This is a genomic window from Cupriavidus sp. D39, assembly GCF_026627925.1.
GTDB classification, from domain to species: Bacteria; Pseudomonadota; Gammaproteobacteria; order Burkholderiales; family Burkholderiaceae; genus Cupriavidus; species Cupriavidus ulmosensis.
The window spans coordinates 2,724,525-2,743,031 of the sequence record NZ_JAPNLE010000009.1 but is presented as its reverse complement, the minus strand read 5'-3'; the positions used below and the strand labels follow the sequence as shown (position 1 = coordinate 2,743,031).

Sequence of the window (18,507 nt, the reverse complement as noted above, 5' to 3'; positions counted from 1 at the left end):
CCGCACTTGGCGCCCACAGTACAATGATCCGCTAAGATTCGGTTACAGTCCTACTCAGTACAGTCTCACTCAGTCTCACTCAGTCTCAGTCTTAGTCACAGTTACCAGGGTGTAGTCGCGCGCGTGCCTGCCATCACCAGAGGACGCCCATGCCCGCAACCGATTACCGACATGTATCCCAGCAGTACCCCCTGATACTGGCCTAGCGTAGCGATCCATCGCCCTACGAGCTGTACCCGGCCAGTCAATGTTGCATTGTTGAACTGGGCGGCCGGCAGCGTTTCTCGGTTTTCTCTGGCGCAATACCGTGTACTCCCAAACGCAAATCGATCCGGTGGTCAGTTTCCGCAACTCGCAGGGCGAGCAGGTGCGGGGCACAATTATCAATCTCCAGAGAAAAGCTCTGGTGATGGAAATCTACAATCCATACTCGATCGTTCAGGTCAGCGAGGTGCTGAGCGAGCTGAGTGTGCGCATGGGGAGCAAGAACGCCTACCTGGGCAAGGCGGTGGTGATGAGCCTGGTGAATACCGGCCTCACCGCGGTGGTATCGCTCACGCTGATCGACGAATGGCGCGAGCTGAGCGATCTGCCCAACGAGCCCAAGTCGGTCGGGCGCGAGGCGGAGCTGTTCATCAACGACTGGGATGCGCGCTTCAATATCCGGCGCGATTACCAGATCGTGGTCAACGAAATGCGCGCGTTTCTCTCGGAAGTCTCGCGCTGGGTCGAGCAGGTCGACCTGACCGAGAACCTGCCCAAGACCGAGGGGCGGCTGCGCGAGGATGTGTTCTACGAGCTCGCCACGCCGATCATGCTCAAGGTCAAGACCTACCTCGACCGGCTCGAAGGCGAGGCCGGGCAGGTGGAAGCGGAGATTGCGCCCGTGCACCGCACCTACGCGCAGTCGGCCCTGCATCCGCTGCTGCTGCGCGCCCCTTTGTCTACCGCACCTTCACCAAGCCGCTGGGCTATGCGGGCGACTATGAGATGGTCAACCAGATCCTGAGCGATCCGCAGCAGGGCCCGACCACCTACTTCCAGATCGTCAATACGGCCTTCCTCAAGGCGGCCGTGGCGACTGCCCACCGCAACCGGATCGACCTGCTGGTCGATTTCCTGTCGCGCCAGGCCGATGCCGCTCGCGCGGCGGGCAGGCCGTTTCGCATACTCAATGTCGGCTGCGGCCCGGCCTTCGAGATCCAGCGCTTCGTGCGCGAGTATGCGCAGCCCGAGTTCCTGTCGTTCCAGCTGGTCGACTTCAGCGAGGAGACGCTGGCCTACACCAAGTCCTCCATCGAGAGCTCGGCCGCCTCGGCGGGGCACAAGGTGTCGGTGGAAATGGTGCATCAATCGGTACATGAGCTGCTCAAGCGCAAGATCGCGCCGGATGACGCCGGGCTGCGCGAGTTCGATGCGGTGTATTGCGCGGGGTTGTTCGACTACCTGTCCGATAAGGTGTGTTCCCGCCTGCTGAGCTATTTTGCCGCGCGTACGCGCCCGGGCGGCCAGTTGCTGGTAACCAACGTCCATTCGGCCAATCCGGAGAAATTCGGCATGGAACACCTGCTGGAGTGGTACCTGATCTATCGCGACGAGGCCAGGATGAGTATGCTGCTGCCCGAACGATCCCGCGATCACAAGCTCTATGTCGACCAGACTGGGGTGAATGTGTTCGCGGAAGCGATCATCCTCTGAAACGCCAGTAGCCGGCCCAGCCATGAGCACCAATCAACTTTACGCGGGATACCAGACCGAGCTGGCGGATTTCCGCCTGGCCTTCAGCCGCGGCGGCGCCTATACCGCCATCGTGCTGGTGCTGCTCGGCGTGGGGCTGGACTATGGTCAGTATCCGCAGCTGCAGGCGCCGTTCGCCGTGGCGCGCGTGCTGGTGTCGCTGCTGATCGCCGGCATCGTGATGCTGTTGTACAGCACGGCAGGGCGCCGCTTTGCGCCGTGGCTGACGCTGTCCTGGCTGCTGCTGCCGCAGATCATGATCTCGTGGATGATCTGGCATACCGACGGCGTGGAGTCGCCGTATTACGTCGGGCTGAATCTCGCCATCTTCGCGTCGGGCATCGCGCTGCCGTTCGGCCTGTGGCAGAACCTGGTCTTCGGGGTACTGTCCTATCTGTTCTACCTGCTCGCCTGCGTGCTGCATTCCGGCGGCATCGAGCCGGCCGGCACCTTTATCGTCAATTCACTGTTCCTGCTGTTTGCCGCGGCGGCCAGCGCGGTCTATACCTTCTTCAATGAGCGGGCGCGCTTCATGTTGTTCCGGCTGAAGGCCGAAGTGGCGGAGAAGAACGGCGAGCTCGAAGTGATCAACCGCAAGCTGGTCGACATCAAGGGCCAGATGCTGCAGCAGGAAAAGATGGCCGCCATCGGCACGCTGGCAGCGGGCCTGCTGCACGAGGTCAACAACCCGGTCAACTTCTGCCTGATGGCGATCGAAGTCGCGCTGGAAGAGCCGGTGGCCAAGAACGAACCGATGCTGCAGGAGTGCCTGGTCGACGCCAAGCAGGGATGCAACGCATCCAGCATATCGTGTCGGACCTGAAGACCTTCGCCTATCGCAAGCCCGGCGCTGAAGCGGAGGGCACGCCATTCCTGTTCGAGAAGGCGCTGGATTCCTCGATCCGGCTGACCGCGCATGAGCTGCGCGGGGTGGCCGTCACGCGCGAGCTGCCGACCGATACGCTGGTGCTGGGCGACGAAGCCGCGGTGATCGGCGTGCTGATCAACCTGTTCTCCAATGCCGCGCTGGCCATGCGCAAGGCCGGCTCGCAGGGCCCGGCCATCCATACCACCGTGAAGTGGGTTGAGCGCCGCTTGCATGTGACCGTCAAGGACAACGGGCCGGGCATTGCGCAAGAGCACCTGGCGCGCGTGTTCGAGCCGTTCTTCACCACGCGTGAAGTCGGCCAGGGCCTGGGCCTTGGCCTGTCGATCAGCTACGCGGTGATCGAGCGTCACGGCGGCGTGCTGTTTGCCGAGAGCGAACTGGGCAAGTGGGCCTCGTTCAGCTTCGATCTGCCCCGAGCCGACTGAGAATGCCATGAGCGACGCCCGCCAACCACGGCTTACCGTGCTCTACGTCGATGACGAGGAAATGGCATGCAAGTACTTCGCCCGCGCGGTCGGCATGGAGTACGAAGTGCTGGTCGCCAGCGGCGCCGACGAAGCGGTCCGCATCCTGCGCCGGGAGAACGCGCGCATCGCCGTGCTGGTGACCGATTTCCGCATGCCGGGCCGCGATGGCGGCGACCTGCTGCGCCAGGTGGCGCTCGAGTACCCGCAAATCGTGCGCATCCTGGTGACCGCCTACGCGGACAAGGACATGCTGTTGCAGACGGTCAACACCGGCGAAGTGTTCCGCATCCTGGAGAAGCCCATCGAGCTGGGCCAGGTGCGCGAAGCGCTGCGGCTGGCCGCCGAGCGCTATCGCGAACGCTCGATCCGCCATCAGCGCCTGATGGCGATCGACGAGACGCTGGCCTTCCTGGCGCATGAACTGAACACGCCGCTGGCTGCGATTGCAAATTTTGCGCGGGGTATCGAAAGCCGTATCGCGGCGGAATACAATCCGCAGCGCCAGAGCGAGATCGGCCAGGCGGCCACGTCGATGCATGACAACGCGCAGTATTGCCTGGCCGTGATTTCGTCGTTCCTCCAATCGGTGCGCAGCAGCGGCAGCCGGCCGAGCACGCAAGCGGGCGCCAGCCGGGAAGTGACCGCCGGCGGCCTGATTGCCGCGCTGCTCGATACCTACCCGTTCGCCGGGCCGCAGCGCGAGTGGGTCAAGATAGAAATGCATGACGACTTTGCCGTGCGCACGCTGCCCAATTGCGTGGCGCTGGTGCTGTCGTCGTTGTTGTCCAATGCGCTGCGGGCGCTCGATGGCGTCGACTCGCCTTCGCTGCGCTTCGTGGTGGCGGCCGAGCCCGATGCCGCGATCCGCATCTGCGACAACGGGCCGGGCATACCACCAGAGGTGATGGGGCGCCTTCTGGTGGATCCGGTCACCACCCACGCGAGTACCGGCGGCAACGGACTGGGCATGATTTTTGCAACCGCGTCATGCAGTCTTTCGGTGGCGGCATCCGGATCGAGTCTACGTCCGGAGCGGGTACCACAGTGACGCTGGATTTCCCCAATACCAAGAGTCGAATGCATAGGAGTGATCGATGAACGAACCGAATGCCACGCAGGCACCATCACCGGCGATTCTGTTCGTCGATGACGAGGCGACGGCCGTCAAGTATTTCCAGCGTGCCATCGGAGCCCTGGCGCCGGTCGTGACCGCTGGCTCGGTCGAAGAGGGCAAGGCGCTGCTGGATGCGCACGCGGACAGCCTTGCGGTCCTGGTCTCCGACCAGCGGATGCCGGGCGAGTACGGCAATGAGCTGCTGCGCTATGCGCGCGAGCGCTATCCGCATATCGTGCGGATCCTGACCACCGCCTACTCGGAGATCGAGCATACCGTCGCGGCCGTCAACGAGGGCCAGATCCATCGCTACATCAAGAAGCCGTGGGACATCACTTCGCTGCGCATGGAGCTTAAGCAGGCGCTCGAGATGGCCGGCCTGCGCAAGGAGCGCGACCAGTTGCTGCGCGAGAAGCTGAGCGTGCTGCAGCGCCAGACCATTGCCGCGCGCATCGGCATGATCCGCACGCTGTCGGCCAGCCTGATCGGCCCGGAGCGCTTCCAGCCGGTGGATACCTACCTGGCCTCGGCCGCGCTGGTCGGCGTGCAGAATCCGGAGCCGGACTGGCTGCTGATGGACTATGCTGACCTGGTGGCGGCGGAAAGCCGCCGCAGCGGCACCTTTGGCCACGCGGTGGCGGCAAAGCTCGCCGCGCTGCGCACGCAGCTCGCCGGCCGTGGCGCCGGCGATGCGGTGGCGGCACTGGCCGAGACGCTCGCCGCAACGGAAGGCGCGGCCAACGTGCGCCGCGATGGCGATGCCCTGGTGTGGATCCAGGGCGCCGCGCTTGCCGAGTACCTGGGCGAACCCGTGGACAAGGACGTGTCCGCGCAACATGCCACCTGGCTGGCCGGGCTGCTGTGGCTGGATGAAAACGGCGGCGCGCTCAAGGCCGTGCGCGAGGGCGACTCCATTGTCTACCGCCCCACCGATCGCACCGCGGAGTTTGCCGCGGATCGCCTGGCGGTGTGGATCGAGCAGTTCTGAGCGAGTTCCGAGCCAGTTCCGAGTAGCAACGGCATAAAAAAGGGCACCCTAAGGTGCCCTTTTTGTTGCCTTTGGAACTGTCCGCGGCGTGCCCGTCAGGCCTGCGCGCCGAAGTTCGGGTCGTCGCGGTCGACGTCGCCTGGCTTCTTCTCGCCCTTGACCAGGTCCTCGCGCTTGACGCCCAGCCACATGGCCAGCGCCGCGGCGACGAACACCGAGGAGTAGATACCGAACAAGATGCCGACGGTCAGCGCCAGTGCGAAGTAGTGCAGGGTGGGGCCGCCGAAGAAGAACATCGACAGCACCATCATTTGGGTCGAGCCGTGGGTGATGATGGTCCGCGAGATGGTGCTGGTGATCGCATTGTCGATGATCTCGTGCGTGGTCATCTTGCGGAACTTGCGGAAATTCTCGCGGATCCGGTCGAAAATCACCACCGATTCGTTGACCGAGTAGCCCAGCACCGCCAGGATCGCCGCCAGCACCGACAGCGAGAATTCCCACTGGAAGAAGGCGAAGAAGCCCAGGATGATCACCACGTCGTGCAGGTTGGCGATGATGCCGGCGACCGCGAACTTCCACTCGAAGCGGAACGACAGGTAGATCACGATGCCGGCCACCACGCACAGCAGCGCCAGCAGGCCGTCGGTGGCCAGTTCCTTGCCCACCTGCGGGCCGACGAACTCGACGCGCTGGAGCTTGACGTCAGGCGTGGCGGCCTGCAGCGCGCCCATGACCTGCTCGCTCTGCTGGGCCGAGGTGACGGGCTTGCCGTCCGGGCCCTTTTGCAGCGGCAGGCGGATCATCACGTCGCGCGAGGTGCCGAAGTTCTGCACCTGCACGTCGGAGTAGCCGAGTTTGCCGACCTGGCCGCGGATGCGTTCGAGATCGGCCGTCTGCTGGTAGTTGACCTCCATCACCGTGCCGCCGGTGAACTCGATCGACAGGTGCAGGCCCTTGTGCGCGAGGAAGAATACGGCGGCGGCAAACGTCAGGAAGGAAATCACGTTGAAGATCAACGCGTGCTTCATGAACGGAATGTCGCGCCGGATGCGGAAGAATTCCATGTTGAATCCTGTTTTGTACGGCAGCGCCTGCTGCCGTTCTATGCTGGTTGGATGTCCGTGCGCGTCCTGCGCGCGGACACCCATGATGCTTACTTGGCGATGGTGCCCTGGCTATCCGAGCCCGGCTTCCAGATCTGCCCGATCGCCACGCTTTGCAGCTTCTTCTTGCGGCCGTACCAGAGGTTGACCAGGCCGCGGTTGAAGAACACCGCCGAGAACATCGAGGTCATGATGCCCAGGCAGTGCACCACGGCAAAGCCGCGCACCGGGCCGGAGCCGAAGGCCAGCAGCGCCAGGCCCGCGATCAGCGTGGTCACGTTGGAGTCCAGGATGGTGGCCCAGGCGCGGTCAAAGCCGACGGCGATTGCCATCTGCGGCGAAGCGCCCGCGCGCAATTCCTCGCGGATCCGCTCGTTGATCAGCACGTTGGCGTCGATGGCCATGCCGAGCACCAGCGCGATAGCGGCGATGCCGGGCAGCGTCAGCGTGGCCTGCAGCATCGACAGCACCGCCACCAGCAGCAGCAGGTTGACGGCCAGCGCGGCCACCGAGAACACGCCGAACAGCATGTAGTACAGCATCATGAAGACGGCGATGGCGGCGAAGCCGTAGGCTACCGAGTCAAAGCCCTTCTTGATGTTGTCCGCGCCCAGCGATGGGCCGATGGTGCGCTCTTCGATGATTTCCATCGGCGCGGCCAGCGAGCCGGCGCGCAGCAGCAGTGCCAGGTCGTTGGCGGCTTCGGTGGAGTACGAGCCGGTGATCTGGAAGCTGGAACCCAGTTCGGACTGGATCGTTGCCACCGTCAGCACTTCGCCCTTGCCCTTCTCGAACAGCACGATGCCCATCGGCTTGCCGATGTTCTCGCGCGAGACGTCGCGCAGCACGCGGCCGCCCTGGGCGTCGAGCTTGATGTTGACCGAGGGGCGCTGGTTGTGGTCGAAGCCGGCCGAGGCGCTTTCGATGCGGTCGCCGGTGAAGATCACCTGCTTCTTGAGCACCACCGGGGCACCGTTACCTTGCGTGAACAGCTCGCTGCCGAAGGGGATCGGGTCGCCCGGGCGCGGGTTGCGCGGCGCGTCGGGGTCGGCCAGGCGGGCTTCCAGCGTGGCGGTGCGGCCGATGATGTCCTTGGCCTTGGCGGTGTCCTGCACGCCGGGCAGCTGCACCACGATGCGGTCGGCGCCTTGCTGCTGGATCACCGGCTCGGCCACGCCGAGCTCATTGACCCGGTTGTGCAGGGTGGTGATGTTCTGCTTGACCGCCGCATCCTGCACCGCCTTGCGGGCCGCGTCGGTGAACACGCCGGAGATGTTGTTGCCATCCGGGGTGAACGCCAGCTCGCGCAGGTTGTCGGCCAGGATGCCGCGCGCCTTGGTGGCGTCGTCGGCATTGTTGAAGCGCACCGTCAGGCGTTCGCCGTCGCGGTCGATGCCGCCATGTCGGATGCCCTTGTCGCGCAGCAGGGTGCGGGCGTCGCCGGCCAGGCTGTCGAGCTTCTTGTCGACCGCGCCCTTCATGTCCACTTGCAGCAGGAAGTGCACGCCACCGCGCAAGTCCAGCCCCAGGTACATCGGCAGCGCGTGCATGGCGGTGAGCCAGCGCGGCGAGCCCGACAGCAGGTTCAGCGCGACCACGTAGGTGGCGTCATTGGGGTCGGGGTTGAGCGCGCGGGTCAGCACGTCCTTGGCCTTGAGCTGCTCGTCGGGCGTCTTGAAGCGCGCCTTGACCGAGCCGGACTGGCCGTTCAGGTCGAAGAACATGCCATCGGGCTGCAGGTTGTTCTGCGCCAGGATCTGCTCGATCTGCTTTTGCATGGCCAGGTCGACCTTGACCGTGACCTTGGCGGAGGAGACCTGCACGGCAGGCGCCTCGCCGAAGAAGTTCGGCAGCGTATAGGTGATGCCGATGGCGAGAGCCACCAGGATCACGAGGTATTTCCAAAGCGGATAGCGATTCATCTTTGGCCAGTCGTTCTTCGGTTGGCGGCGCCGACGAGACCGTCAGCGGGCAGTTGGCACCACCGCACCGGTTGGCAAACAGCCGCCTGGCATCCACGGATAACCCGGGCTGGATCAGGCGGCTGCAGGGGCACGCGCGCTAAAGGCGTGCCGGGAAGGGCGAAAAAGCAGGCTGGCGGCGCGGGAGAAGCTGGGCGGCGCTGTGTGTCAAGCGACGCCACGCCCGCAGCCGTGGTGCTCAGAGCGACTTCAGCGAGCCCTTGGGCAGCACCGTGGTAACCGCGCTCTTTTGCACCGTGATTTCGGTGCCCGCGGCGATTTCGAGGGTTACGTATTGCTCGTTGACCTTGGTGACACGGCCGAGAATGCCGCCGGCAGTCACGACTTCGTCGTTCTTGGCCAGCGCTTCCAGCATTGCCTTCGATTCTTTCTGGCGCTTCATCTGCGGGCGGATCATGATGAACCACAGCACAGCGAACATCAGGATGATAGGCAGGAAACTCATCAGGCCACCCGCCGCACCGCCGGTCACGCCGGCAGTCTGGGCAAATGCGTTAGAAATCAGCACGTTGCTTCTCCGTCACAAAGTCAATCAGTTAGTCGGTCATTCTACCACCCGCTTGCAACCGCATTCCATGCCTGATCCGGGCATTTACGGTGTAGTACGGGTTTGTTCGGGGCGCCTTGCGAGCCGCTTTGCAGCTGCAGGCACCGCTATTCGACCGGTGCCGTGCGGAAAGTTCACGCTGGGGCGCGGCGGCCGCCGGCGGCGCGCTACTGCGCCCCGCGCGCGCGATCGGCGGCGAACCGCAGGCGGAAGGCCTCGAAGCGGTGCTCCTCGATGGCTTCGCGCATCTCGCCCATCAGTTCCAGGTAGTAGTGCAGGTTGTGGATGGTGTTCAGGCGCGCGCCCAGGATCTCGCCGACCCGGTGCAGGTGGTGCAGGTAGGAGCGCGAGAAGTTGCGGCAGGTGTAGCAGCCGCAGGATTCGTCCAGCGGCCGGGTGTCGTTGCGGTGGACGGCGTTCTTGATCTTGACGTCGCCAAAGCGCGTGAACAGCCAGCCGTTGCGGGCATTGCGGGTCGGCATCACGCAGTCGAACATGTCCACGCCCGAGGCCACGCCGGCCACCAGGTCTTCGGGCGTGCCCACGCCCATCAGGTAGTGCGGCTTGTGCGCGGGCAGGCGTGGGCCCACGTGTTCCAGCACGCGCATCATGTCTTCCTTGGGCTCGCCGACCGACAGGCCACCGATGGCGTAGCCGTGGAAGTCCAGCTCCGACAGGCCGGCCAGCGACTCGTCGCGCAGATCCTCGAACATGCCGCCCTGGACGATGCCGAACAGCGCGTTGGGGTTTTCCAGGCCATTGAACTCATCGATCGAGCGCTTGGCCCAGCGCAGGCTCATGCGCATGGAGGCGGCCGCTTCCGCATGGGTGGCGGGGCGGCCGTCGATCTCGTACGGCGTGCATTCATCGAACTGCATCACGATGTCGGAGTTCAGCGTGCGCTGGATCTGCATCGAAATCTCGGGCGACAGGAACAGCTTGTCGCCATTGACCGGCGAGGCAAAGGTCACGCCATCCTCGGTGATCTTGCGCAGCGCGCCCAGCGAAAACACCTGGAAGCCGCCCGAGTCGGTCAGGATCGGCTTGTCCCAGCCCATGAAGCGGTGCAGGCCGCCGTGCTTTGCCACCACTTCCAGCCCGGGGCGCAGCCACAGGTGGAAGGTATTGCCCAGGATGATCTGGGCGTTGATTTCACCGAGCTCGAGTGGCGACATCGCCTTGACCGAGCCGTAGGTGCCGACCGGCATGAAGATCGGGGTCTCGACCACGCCGTGGTTGAGGGTGACGCGGCCGCGGCGGGCGTTGCCGTCGGTGGTGAGCAGTTCGAAGTTGAGCATGGCTGGATTCGGGATTCAGGTTCGGGCTGGCGCGGCGCGCTCAGGGCTGGGGCTGGCGCGTCAGCAGCATGGCGTCACCGTAGCTGAAGAAGCGGTAGCGCTCGGCCACCGCATGGCGGTAGGCGGCGCGGATGGGCTCCACCCCGGCCAGCGCCGACACCAGCATCAGCAAGGTCGACTTGGGCAGGTGGAAATTGGTGATCAGCGCATCGACCACCCGGAAACGGTAGCCGGGTGTGATGAAGATATCGGTGTCGCCACGGCCGGCGGCCAGCGTGCCATCGGCCGCGCCGGCAGACTCCAGCGCGCGCAGCGAGGTGGTGCCGACCGCGATCACGCGACCGCCGGCGGCGCGCGTGTCGCGCACGGCCTGGGCCAGCGCATCCGACACCTCATACCACTCGGCGTGCATCTTGTGCTCGGCCAGGTTCTCGGTGCGTACCGGCTGGAAGGTGCCGGCGCCCACGTGCAGCGTCAGAAAGCCGCGGCGCACGCCCAGCGCATCGAGCCGGGCGAACAGCGCTTCGTCGAAATGCAGGCCGGCGGTGGGCGCGGCCACCGCGCCGGGGGCGCGGGCGTAGACCGTCTGGTAGCGGGTTTCGTCGAAGGCGTCGGGGTCGTGGGTGATGTACGGCGGCAGGGGCAGGCGGCCGTGGCGCTCGATCAGCTCCAGCGCCGGCTCGGGGAAGGTGAGCGTGAAGAACTGGTCCACGCGTGGGCCCACTGTGACGTCAAAGGCATCCGCCAGGCGCAGCAGGCTGCCCACGGGCGGTGTCTTGGAGGCGCGAACCTGGGCCAGCACGGTGTGGCTGTCCAGCACCCGCTCGACCAGCACCTCGACCTTGCCGCCGCTGCCCTTCTGGCCGAAGAAACGCGCCTTGATGACGCGCGTGTCGTTGAATACCAGCAGGTCGTTCGGGCGCAGGTAGTCGACGATATCGGCGAACGTGCGGTCGGTGAGGCGGGTGGCGCCGTCCTGCGCGTCCGTATCCACCACCAGCAGCCGGCTCGCGCCGCGCTCCGGCAAGGCGGTCTGGGCGATCAGTTCGGGCGGGAGGGCAAAGTCAAAATCGGACAGCGTCAGCATCATGGGGGCAAAAACGGCCGCAGACCGCGCGGTGGCGCGGCCGGCATAGGTACAATCGGCGAATCCGATATTGTAAGGCTTGGGGCGACTCCGCCGCCCGGGCGCGCGTGATATCGCCTATTTGTGCCAACCTGCCCGTGCCACCAGGCATGCGCCCCGACCCGAATCGCTAGCCACGCCCCAGATGCCAGGAACCGCTCCCGACCGAATCCCGGACACCACCGACAGCCCGCCCGCGGCGCGCGCGGGGACAAGCCGGGCCGTCCGGGCAAGGCGGCGTCCAAGGGCGCTGCCGCCGGCAAGCCGTCCTCGGCCATGGCCCGGCTGCACAAGCTCGGCCTCAAGCGCGATGTCGACCTGGTGCTGCACCTGCCCATGCGCTACGAGGACGAGACCACGCTGCTGCCGATCGCCGATGCTATCGGGCGCGCGGGGCTGGGGCTGACGGTGCAGGTCGAGGGCGTGGTCACCTCCAACGAGGTCAGCCTGCGCCCGCGCCGCCAGCTGGTGGTCAAGATCGCCGACGATACCGGCGAGCTGACGCTACGCTTCATCAATTTCTACGGCAGCCAGGCCCAGCAGATGGCCGAAGGCGCCTTCCTGCGGGTGCGCGGCGAGCTGCGCGGCGGCTTCTTCGGCGCGGAGATGGTCCATCCCACGGTGCGCGCGGTGACGCCCGGCGAGGCGCTGCCCGAGCGGCTGACCCCGGTCTACCCGAGCACCGCCGGCATCCCGCAGAGCTACCTGCGCAAGGCCATCGGCGGCGCGCTGTCGCGCACGCCGCTGCCGGAGACCCTGCCCATCTCCGTGCTGCAAGGCCCGCTGGCGCAGCTCAAGCTGCAGCCCTTGCCGGAGTGCCTGCGGCTGCTGCACTCGCCGCCGCAGGAGGTGGACGAGCACGCGCTGATCGAGCGCTCGCACCCGGCCTGGCAACGTATCAAGCTCGATGAGCTGCTGGCGCAGCAGCTCTCCCTCAAGCGCTCCCAGGCGGCGCGGCGCGACAAGAGCGCGCCGCCCATGCCGCGGCGCGCGGGCGGCCTGCTCACCGCCTTCCTGGCGGCACTGCCGTTCAAGCTGACCGGCGCGCAGCAGCGCGTGGTGGAAGAGATCGCCAAGGACATGGGCGCGCCCCACCCGATGCATCGCCTGCTGCAGGGCGACGTCGGCAGCGGCAAAACCATCGTGGCGGCGCTGGCGGCTTGCCAGGCCATCGATGCTGGCTACCAGGCCGCGCTGATGGCACCCACCGAAATCCTGGCCGAGCAGCACTACCGCAAGCTCTCCGCCTGGCTGGAGCCGCTGGGCGTGCCGGTGGTGTGGCTGGCAGGCAGCCTGAAGACGCGCGCCAAGCGTGAGGCCGCGGCCAAGGTCGAGTCCGGCGAAGCCAAGCTGGCCATCGGCACCCACGCGCTGATCCAGGACAGCGTCAAGTTTGCCCGCCTGGGCTTGTCCGTGGTCGACGAGCAGCATCGCTTCGGCGTGGCCCAGCGGCTGGCGCTGCGCGGCAAGGCGGACCCCGATGCCGCCGCCATGCAGGGCGAGGCCGGCAAGGTCATGCAAACCGTGCCGCACCAGTTGATGATGTCGGCCACGCCGATCCCGCGCACGCTGGCCATGACCTACTACGCTGATCTCGACGTCTCGGTGATCGACGAGCTGCCGCCCGGGCGCACCCCGGTGGTGACCCGGCTGGTCAACGACGCGCGCCGCGACGAGGTGATCGCGCGCGTGCACCACGCCGCCGCCGATGGCCGCCAGGTCTACTGGGTCTGCCCGCTGATCGAGGAAAGCGAGGCGCTGCAACTGCAGACCGCGGTGGAGACCTATGAAACCCTGGTGGCCGCCTTGCCCGAGCTCAAGGTCGGGCTGGTCCACGGCCGCCTGGCGCCGACGGAGAAGGCCGCGGTGATGGAAGACTTCACCGCCAACCGGCTGCAGGTGCTGGTGGCCACCACCGTGATCGAGGTGGGGGTGGACGTGCCCAACGCCTCGCTGATGGTGATCGAGCACGCCGAGCGCTTCGGCCTGGCGCAGTTGCACCAATTGCGCGGCCGGGTAGGGCGGGGCAGCGCGGAATCGGTCTGCCTGCTGATGTACCAGGCGCCGCTCTCGCCCACCGGGCGCGAGCGCCTGGCGACCATGCGCGAGACCACCGATGGTTTCGAGATCGCCCGGCGCGACCTGCAGATACGGGGGCCCGGCGAGTTCCTTGGCGCGCGCCAGTCCGGCGAGGCGATGCTGCGTTTCGCCGATCTCAACACCGACGCCTGGCTGGTCGACTACGCTCAGGAGGCCGCCGAGCTGATGCTGGCGCGCTACCCGGAGGCGGTCGAGGCGCACTTGTTGCGCTGGCTGGGTGGCAGGGAACATTACCTGAAGGCCTGATGTGACGGCGGGGGCGCACCCAGCGCAGGCGATCGGGTATCGCCTGCGCCGCTTTGCTTGTCATCTCTGACAGAACGTCGAATCGAAGGTAAAATCTATCGCTTAACGGGAATTGATAAGTCATGACGCTCACCGAACTCAAGTACATCGTCGCCGTGGCGCGCGAGCGCCATTTCGGCCGGGCGGCCGAAGCCTGCTTCGTGTCGCAGCCGACGCTGTCGGTGGCGATCAAGAAGCTGGAAGACGAACTCAATGTGCAGATCTTCGAGCGCGGCACGTCCGAAGTCTCGGTGACGCCGATCGGCGAGCAGATCGTGGCGCAGGCCCAGCGCGTGCTGGAGCAGACCATGGCCATCCGCGAAATCGCCAAGCAGGGCAAGGACCCGCTGGCCGGGCCGCTGCGGCTTGGCGTGATCTACACCATCGGGCCCTACCTGCTGCCCACGCTGGTCAAGGAGATGATCCAGACCGTGCCGCAGATGCCGCTGATGCTGCAGGAGAACTACACGGTCAAGCTGATCGAGCTGCTCAAGCAGGGCGAGATCGACTGCGCCATCATGGCCGAGCCCTTTGCCGATTCCGGGCTGACCGTGCAGCCGCTGTATGACGAGCCCTTCGTCGTGGCGGTGCCGCGCGGCCACCATCTGGAGCATGCCGGGAAAGTCGATCCCGACGAACTGAAGCAGCAGACCATGCTGCTGCTGGGCAGCGGGCATTGCTTCCGCGACCAGGTGCTGGGCGTGTGCCCGGAGCTGTCGCGCTTTTCGCAGGCGGCCGACGGTATCCAGAAGACCTTCGAAGGCTCCTCGCTGGAAACCATCCGCCATATGGTGGCAAGTGGCGTTGGCATCACGGTGCTGCCGCGGACTTCGGTGCCGGATCTCAAGTCCAACAAGAACGACCTGTTGGCCTACGTGCCCTTTACCGATCCCGTTCCCGACCGGCGCGTGGTGCTGGCCTGGCGCAAGAGCTTTACGCGCCTGCCGGCCATGGAGGCGTTGCGCCGCGCGGTGGCGGCCTGCGACCTGCCCGGTGTCAGCATGCTGGCCGCCAAGGAACTGGCTGAAGCAGCCTGAGCGCACCCTGCCTGCCGGCGCCCGGCGGCCGCACGCTTCCCCGCCTTGGTTTTTCTCCCTCCCCGATTTTTCTAACTTCACTGTGTCTTGGTCCTATGCCACGCAGGCGCGCAGGCAGGGAATAGGCATGCTCTATTTCATAGTTAGAAATAATTGAATTCGTAATTCAATAGCCTTCCCGTAGACTTCCTGCATCGACGCACTGCGTGCTGTTACCCACAAGGAGTCGCACATGAAAGGCGAAAACCCCAGCTTGACCGCCGCCGGCGAGCTCCTGAGCGCACTGGCCGCCCGCATGGCCGACTGCCTTGCCTGTTACGCCACGGTGTACTGAAATGACCCGGCGGCTTTCGCGCCGCCCGCCCCAGCCAGACTCCCCGTTCCACCCCCAAGAAAAATGAGGCCAAGATGAGCAAGGACAAGGACACTCTGACCACCGCCGCCGGCGCACCGGTAGCCGACAACCAGAATTCGCAGACCGCCGGCCCGCGCGGCCCGATGCTGCTGCAGGACGTGTGGTTCCTGGAGAAGCTCGCTCACTTCGACCGTGAAGTCATCCCCGAGCGCCGCGTGCACGCCAAGGGCTCGGGCGCCCATGGCACCTTCACGGTCACCCATGACATCACGCGCTTTTCCAAGGCCTCGGTCTTTGCCAGCGTCGGCAAGCAAACGCCGCTGTTCATGCGCTTCTCCACGGTGGCGGGCGAGCGCGGCGCGGCCGACGCAGAGCGCGATGTGCGCGGGTTCTCGGTCAAGTTCTACACCGACGAAGGCAACTGGGACGTGGTGGGCAACAACACGCCGGTGTTCTTCGTGCGCGACCCGCTCAAATTCCCGGATTTCATCCACACGCAAAAACGCAACGCGCGCACCAACCTGCGTGACCCGATCGCCGTGTGGGACTTTTGGTCGCGCCATCCGGAGTCGCTGCACCAGGTCACCATCCTGATGAGCGATCGCGGCCTGCCGCAGAACTATCGCCAGATCCATGGCTTCGGTTCGCACACGTATTCGTTCATCAACGCCGCCAACGAGCGCTTCTGGGTGAAGTTCCACTTCAAGTCGCAGCAGGGCATCGCCAACTGGACCAACGAGGAAGCGGCCAAGGTAGTGGCGGGCGACCGCGAGAGCGCGCAGCGCGACCTGTTCGAGAACATCGAAAAGGGCAACTTCCCGCGCTGGAACGTGCGCGTGCAGGTCATGCCCGAAGCCGATGCGGCCAAGTACCACATCAATCCGTTCGACCTGACCAAGGTGTGGCCGCACAAGGACTATCCGCTGATCGACGTGGGCGTGCTGGAACTCAACCGCAACCCGGACAACTACTTCGCCGAGGTGGAGCAGGTGGCGATGAACCCGTCCAACATCGTGCCGGGCATCGGCTTCTCGCCCGACAAGATGCTGCAGGGCCGGCTGTTCTCGTATGGCGACACGCAGCGCTACCGCTTGGGCGTGAACCATAACCAGATCCCGGTGAATGCGCCCAAGTGCCCGTTCCACAATACCTACCACCGCGACGGCGCGATGCGCGTGGACGGCAACCAGGGCGGCAAGCTCAACTACGAGCCGAACCGCGAGGGCGCCTACGCCGCCAGCGAACGTGCCGTCGAGCCGCCGCTGGCCCTGGATGGTGCCGCCGACCGCTTCGACCACCGTGTCGACAGCGACTACTACAGCCAGCCGGGCGCGCTGTTCCGCCTGTTCGACGAGGCTCAGCGCCAGCGCCTGTACTCGAACATCGCGGCGGCCATGCAGGGCGTGCCGGAAGACATCGTGCGGGTGCAGCTGGCGCACTTCACCAAGGCCGATCCCGCCTACGGCGAAGGTGTCAGGCGCGCGCTGAACCTGAAGTAATGCGCAAGCAATGAAGCATGGCAGTGCGGGTGGCTCCGGGCCGGGGCCACCTTGAAAGCCCGGCAAGGAGAACCATCATGGCCCTGTTCAGAATGTTCGTCAGCGAGTTTCAACAGTTGCAACAGTTGCAACACGTCGCCCACGACAACCCCCGCCGCGAAGACGCGGCGCGCCTGCAGCGCAAGCTGTGGCGCACGGAAATCGGGCTGGCGGTGATCGCGCTGGGCGCGGTCGCGATGTTCCTGGACGCGGCCGCGGGTTTGTCCGCCTTCACCGGGTGATGCCATAATGTGCGGGTTGTGCCGCGTCCCGTGGCGCGGCAGTTGTCAAAGCCACCCCAGATCGGAGCGTACCTATCATGGCAAAGAAGAATGAGATGAGCGTGAACATCGGCATTTCCGACAAAGAACGCAAGAAGATCGCGGAAGGCCTGTCCAAGTTGCTGGCGGATACCTACACGCTTTATCTCAAGACCCATAACTTCCACTGGAACGTCACGGGTCCGATGTTCAACACGTTGCACCTGATGTTCGAGACGCAATACACCGAGCTGGCGCTCGCCGTGGACTCGATCGCCGAGCGTATCCGCGCGCTGGGCTACCCGGCGCCGGGCACCTACAAGGAATACGCTCGCTTGTCGTCGATCCCCGAGGAAGAGGGCGTGCCCGAAGCCACCGAGATGATCCGCAAGCTGGTCGAAGGCCAGGAAGCCGTGGTGCGCACCGCGCGCTCGTTGTTCCCGGTGATCGACGCTGCTGGCGACGAACCCTCCGCCGACCTGCTGACCCAGCGCATGCAGACGCACGAAAAAACCGCGTGGATGCTGCGCTCGATGCTGGCCTGATGCCCTGCCGGCTGCCTTCGTGTGCTGCCGGCCATGCGCGCCGCGCCCTGACCGGGTCGCGGCGCGTTTTCGTTTTTCGTTTAATGCCCTTGCCCTGACCGCTGTGTCGCGGGCCCCCTGCCATGTTTGAACGCTTAGCCCTGTACGCGCGCCTGGTGCGCATCGACAAGCCCATCGGCACGCTGCTGCTGTTGTGGCCTACGCTGTGGGCATTGTGGATGGCCACCGGCGGCCGGCCGGCGTGGAGCCTGTTCTGGATCTTCGTCATCGGCACCTTCCTGATGCGCTCGGCCGGCTGCGCCATGAACGACTGGGCCGACCGTGACTTCGACAAGCACGTCAAGCGCACCAAGGAGCGGCCGCTGACCGCGGGCAAGATTGCCGCGTGGGAGGCGGTGGCGGTGGCGGTGGTGCTGGCGCTTGCGGCCTTCGCCCTGATCACGCCGCTCAATGCGTTCACCAAATGGCTGGCCGTGGTGGCGGCCGTGCTCGCCGGCACCTATCCGTTCTTCAAGCGGTTCTTTGCCATTCCGCAGGCCTACCTCGGCATTGCCTTCGGCTTTGGCATCCCGATGACGTTCGCCGCGGTGCAGGACCATGTGCCCGTGGTGGCGTGGGTGATGCTGCTGGCCAATGTGTTCTGGGCGGTAGCCTACGATACCGCCTATGCCATGGTGGATCGCGATGACGATTTGCTGCTCGGCATGAAGACTTCGGCGATCACGTTCGGGCGGTTTGACGTGGCCGCCATCATGATCTGCTATGCGGTGTTCCTGGGGCTGATGGCCTGGGCCGGTGCGCAGTTCGGGCTGGGCTGGCCGTACTGGATCGGGCTGGTGGCCGCGGCCGGATGCGCGGTGTATCACTACACGCTGGTTCGCGAGCGGGACCGCATGCAGTGCTTTGCTGCGTTCCGGCACAACAACTGGTTGGGCGCTTGTGTGTTTGCCGGGGTGGCGGCGGCTTATGCGTTGCGGTGAGGCGGATGGCCGCAAGCGCTAGCGTCCCGAGGGTTTGCTCCCCTCTCCCACGCAGCGGGAGAGGGGCAAGTGCTAGCTTCCCGACGGTTTGCTCCCCTCTCCCACTTGTGGGAGAGGGGCCGAGGGAGAGGGCGGGCGCTCGTCATGCCGTCG

Annotated in this window: 12 protein-coding genes and 3 pseudogenes; 10 read left to right on the top strand and 5 right to left on the bottom strand. The window is 65.5% G+C overall.

All coding sequences use genetic code 11. From position 1 onward, the window contains the following. The first annotated feature begins 307 nt into the window (after positions 1–307). The 4 genes and pseudogenes from OMK73_RS24900 to OMK73_RS24885 all read left to right on the top strand — a co-directional run bounded on the left by OMK73_RS24900 (position 308) and on the right by OMK73_RS24885 (position 5,195). Positions 308–1,698 (top strand): annotated as a pseudogene (locus OMK73_RS24900) (class I SAM-dependent methyltransferase). A 22-nt stretch (positions 1,699–1,720) separates the two neighbouring features. Further along, a pseudogene (locus OMK73_RS24895) lies at positions 1,721–3,051 on the top strand (sensor histidine kinase). A 7-nt stretch (positions 3,052–3,058) separates the two neighbouring features. Next, a pseudogene (locus tag OMK73_RS24890) lies at positions 3,059–4,191 on the top strand (ATP-binding protein). Next, the gene (locus OMK73_RS24885; protein WP_267604377.1) at positions 4,188–5,195 is read left to right on the top strand and encodes a response regulator; all 1,008 of its coding nucleotides are present in this window, start codon (positions 4,188–4,190) and stop codon (positions 5,193–5,195) included. The pseudogene OMK73_RS24890 and the gene OMK73_RS24885 overlap by 4 nt, the downstream one beginning before the upstream one ends. A 95-nt stretch (positions 5,196–5,290) precedes the next feature. Here the strand turns inward: OMK73_RS24885 and secF are convergent, their stop codons facing one another. From secF to queA, 5 genes are all read right to left on the bottom strand, one after another. Further along, on the bottom strand, positions 5,291–6,262 hold the full coding sequence (gene secF / locus OMK73_RS24880) for a protein translocase subunit SecF (protein ID WP_267604376.1): 972 nt from the start codon (positions 6,260–6,262) through the stop codon (positions 5,291–5,293). An 89-nt stretch (positions 6,263–6,351) separates the two neighbouring features. Then, on the bottom strand, positions 6,352–8,223 hold the full coding sequence (gene secD, locus OMK73_RS24875) for a protein translocase subunit SecD (protein ID WP_267604374.1): 1,872 nt from the start codon (positions 8,221–8,223) through the stop codon (positions 6,352–6,354). A 238-nt stretch (positions 8,224–8,461) separates the two neighbouring features. Then, complete coding sequence (gene yajC / locus OMK73_RS24870; RefSeq protein WP_267604372.1) at positions 8,462–8,791, bottom strand: preprotein translocase subunit YajC; 330 nt, start codon at positions 8,789–8,791, stop codon at positions 8,462–8,464. A gap of 206 nt (positions 8,792–8,997) precedes the next feature. Next, the gene (gene tgt, locus OMK73_RS24865) at positions 8,998–10,128 is read right to left on the bottom strand and encodes a tRNA guanosine(34) transglycosylase Tgt (RefSeq protein WP_267604371.1); all 1,131 of its coding nucleotides are present in this window, start codon (positions 10,126–10,128) and stop codon (positions 8,998–9,000) included. Between the two features lie 40 nt (positions 10,129–10,168). After that, positions 10,169–11,215 carry a tRNA preQ1(34) S-adenosylmethionine ribosyltransferase-isomerase QueA gene (queA, locus tag OMK73_RS24860; protein ID WP_267606506.1) on the bottom strand — a complete coding sequence of 349 codons (1,047 nt, stop codon included), beginning with the start codon at positions 11,213–11,215 and terminating at the stop codon, positions 10,169–10,171. A 315-nt stretch (positions 11,216–11,530) separates the two neighbouring features. Between queA and recG the strand changes: the two genes are divergently transcribed. The 6 genes from recG to ubiA all read left to right on the top strand — a co-directional run bounded on the left by recG (position 11,531) and on the right by ubiA (position 18,354). Further along, positions 11,531–13,600, top strand: a complete 2,070-nt coding sequence (gene recG / locus OMK73_RS24855) for an ATP-dependent DNA helicase RecG (protein ID WP_267604370.1) — start codon at positions 11,531–11,533, stop codon at positions 13,598–13,600. Positions 13,601–13,722: 122 nt separating this feature from the next. After that, positions 13,723–14,676 carry a LysR substrate-binding domain-containing protein gene (locus tag OMK73_RS24850; protein WP_267604369.1) on the top strand — a complete coding sequence of 318 codons (954 nt, stop codon included), beginning with the start codon at positions 13,723–13,725 and terminating at the stop codon, positions 14,674–14,676. 408 nt (positions 14,677–15,084) lie between these two features. After that, positions 15,085–16,530, top strand: a complete 1,446-nt coding sequence (locus tag OMK73_RS24845; protein WP_267604367.1) for a catalase — start codon at positions 15,085–15,087, stop codon at positions 16,528–16,530. A gap of 77 nt (positions 16,531–16,607) precedes the next feature. Then, positions 16,608–16,811, top strand: a complete 204-nt coding sequence (locus OMK73_RS24840) for a hypothetical protein (RefSeq protein WP_267604365.1) — start codon at positions 16,608–16,610, stop codon at positions 16,809–16,811. A 77-nt stretch (positions 16,812–16,888) separates the two neighbouring features. After that, entirely contained in the window at positions 16,889–17,374 is a 486-nt protein-coding gene (locus tag OMK73_RS24835) for a Dps family protein (protein WP_035867478.1), read from the top strand. A 122-nt stretch (positions 17,375–17,496) separates the two neighbouring features. Then, complete coding sequence (ubiA, locus tag OMK73_RS24830; protein WP_267604364.1) at positions 17,497–18,354, top strand: 4-hydroxybenzoate octaprenyltransferase; 858 nt, start codon at positions 17,497–17,499, stop codon at positions 18,352–18,354. The last annotated feature ends 153 nt before the right edge of the window (positions 18,355–18,507 follow it).